Here is a 2,609-nt window from a genome sequence, read left to right on the forward strand (position 1 = left end):
CCGCGGGGTCACTTGGCTCAGATCGATGCTGGAGCGTACTAAGCGAGCGCTGAGATTATTTTGAATGAGCTGCTGCTGCAGAGAAGCTGCCCGATCGCGCTCCCGAAAGATACCCGCCTGCATAACGCTGTAGCCATCTACGACGGTGCGAAACGAATCGGGGGCGAGTTGCTGGAGACGGGCCTGTTCTGCTGGAGTGGCCACCGATACTAAGACTTGGTAACTGCGGGTGCTGGTAGGCGACGCTTCGGGCAGGGCTGCTAGATTGCCGGGAACCGTCACCGTCGTGCCGGGAGTGGGACTGGGAGATGGGATTGATGGTGTGGAGGTTTGGGGCGGTGTGGGTAGGGTAGGATGGGTGGCGGTGGATGTCCGGCCTCCAGCTTCCGCAATTAAAACATCGAGGTTGCGATCGTGGGTGATATAAATATGCCCGAGGGCTTGACCGTTATAGGTGCGTCTTGTCAGTCGCCAGCCAGAATTGAGTTGAATTTCTGCAAATTCATTGGTGACGCCGTTTGTCCGCCCAATTTCTAGGGAAGGGGAAGTGCGATCTTGGTTGGGCACTGCCATTAACACTAGGTCATTACCCTGGCGCGTTACTTGCAGGCCATAGCGCCAGCCCAGATCTTCATTGCCCACCCGCACGGAATAGCCATTGCTGTCTGTGCTGCGACCACAAATGCCGCTGAAGTCAAAATCCAGCAGCAGGGGGGTTACCAGAGTGGGTGAACTGGATTGGGTTGACCAGCAATCGCGGCGATCGCTGATTTGCTCCAGAATTAACAATTGGTGTCTGGTGCCACCCGCAAACGGGGCCGCAACGGTCACAAAGCGATCGGCGTTTACCTCCTGCTGGGTAAACGTTGTAGCGATCGCAGGTTGTCCAGCTGATGCCAATAATCCCAATCCCAATGCACCTGCAAGATGCAGCCATCGTTTCACGCTCATAGGTCTCTTGATTCCATCTGCGAAAGGCTTAAGTGTGAAGAAACGGTGGCGTGGTCATCAGTCCGTTGCGTTGCTCAATCTAAGAACAGATTTATCGGCTGACACCACACCACGTGTCTTAACCGCAAGGTGTAGCTCTCACTCACACGCTTATATCGCCTGAGACGGTGGGGGTTTCCGAGAGTTTCACCTCCTAGACCGGCTTTTCAACTGGCACATCTTGGATGGTGGAGCGGGATGGGATGGAAGAAGTGAGGCATCAGCCCCACATGCTAATTGACACCCAACCCAGGACTCCGGTGTGGAAACAGCACCTAGAGCATGAGATTGAGTGTCAATTCAAGGTTAGTTAAGACGAGGGTAATTCCTCTAGCAGGCGCTGGCTAGATGATTTGACCGGATTGAGACACGAGGATCTCATGCACAGAGGATATGGTGTGGGGAAGCCGAGCTCGTCCACGAACGGTAATCTCGTATTGACGCTGTCTGTACTGATTGCTGGAGACCGGGTGTTCAGGATTCGTGAACCAGGTAGCGCGCACAAGACCCAGACGTTCTAGCTTGATGAGAGAGGCATACACTGTAGCGATATTTTCAGATAAATACTGCTCTAGCGCCACGGGAGACTCGCTAGCACAGACCAGGGTCTTGAGAACAGAGATCTCCAGAGGCGTCAGTGTGCGGTTACGATCGCTCAATGCAGACACCCATGATTGAATAGACGTAATTGCCGTTTTCATGCGACCTCTTCAGTTAAAATAAAAGTGTTTGCAGAGATAAAAGCGTAATAGAAAAGTATTACCGTGCTTACTATCCCACGCGTCCCAAGACTAATGCTTCAGTGGCATTTCGGAAGTTTTACCTTCATCCGTGAAGCTTCTTCTCTGATCATACGTGTGAATCAGGAGAGAGGCTTATTCTTCTCGCAAAGAAACTGCAAAGCTTTCATGAATTCTTGGTTTGACGAATGTTCCGCATATTTACGGGATAAGCTAAAGCGATCGCCCTCGCGTCTTAGTAAATATGCTGGAATGGAGGCTGGTAGTGTTTCAGCGCTGATCATAGTTGTGGTCACTCTAAGGTGAGACCTGTCCTCGATGAACGTTCAAGTATTTGAACGTCTTCGAGGTTTCTTGATGTAGCCTAGGTGACCCTACCGGACGATGGCTATACCTGAAAAACGCTCATACCAAGTGCTTGAACCCACGGCTACACCGTCAACAATGACCTCCGCCGACGAATCGACTTCATGGTTCCGCGTAGGTGGTTGTTGCTTGTATAGGCGCGGCTTTTAGCGCCAGCGTTGAGCGTATTGTCAGGCAGGTCTAAACGTTGTCTTGTCACATTTTGTGGAGCGATCGTTCCATGTCAACGACATCATTAGACTATGTCAGCTCTCATCAAGACTCCCATGGCACCCTAGCATGGTACACCCCAGATAGAGGCAAAGACGATGGTTGATTGATCTAGGTTCCCAACCGTCAATCGGGTGGCAAGGGTATGGGCAGCAGCGGTAGGGTATCTGTGGGCCATAGCTCGACATGAAAGATCTGGCTGAAGGCTTGCTTCACCTGCTGTTCGACCAAGCTGTATTGAATGTCAGGTAGCCATTCTGCCAAACTGCCCACGGGTCTATCCGTAATTCCACAGGGAACAAT

2 protein-coding genes are annotated in these 2,609 nt (G+C 51.9%); both read right to left on the reverse strand.

The annotated features are described in order from the left end of the window. Nucleotides 1-951, reverse strand: a 951-nt coding sequence (locus tag V6D20_04445; GenBank protein HEY9815042.1) for a DUF3747 domain-containing protein, incomplete at its 3' end; no start/stop codon positions are given. Between the two features lie 383 nt (nt 952-1,334). Then, entirely contained in the window at nt 1,335-1,691 is a 357-nt protein-coding gene (locus tag V6D20_04450; protein ID HEY9815043.1) for a hypothetical protein, read from the reverse strand. Nucleotides 1,692-2,609: the final 918 nt, after the last annotated feature.

It is taken from the genome of Candidatus Obscuribacterales bacterium (genome assembly GCA_036703605.1).
Taxonomy (GTDB): Bacteria; Cyanobacteriota; Cyanobacteriia; order RECH01; family RECH01; genus RECH01.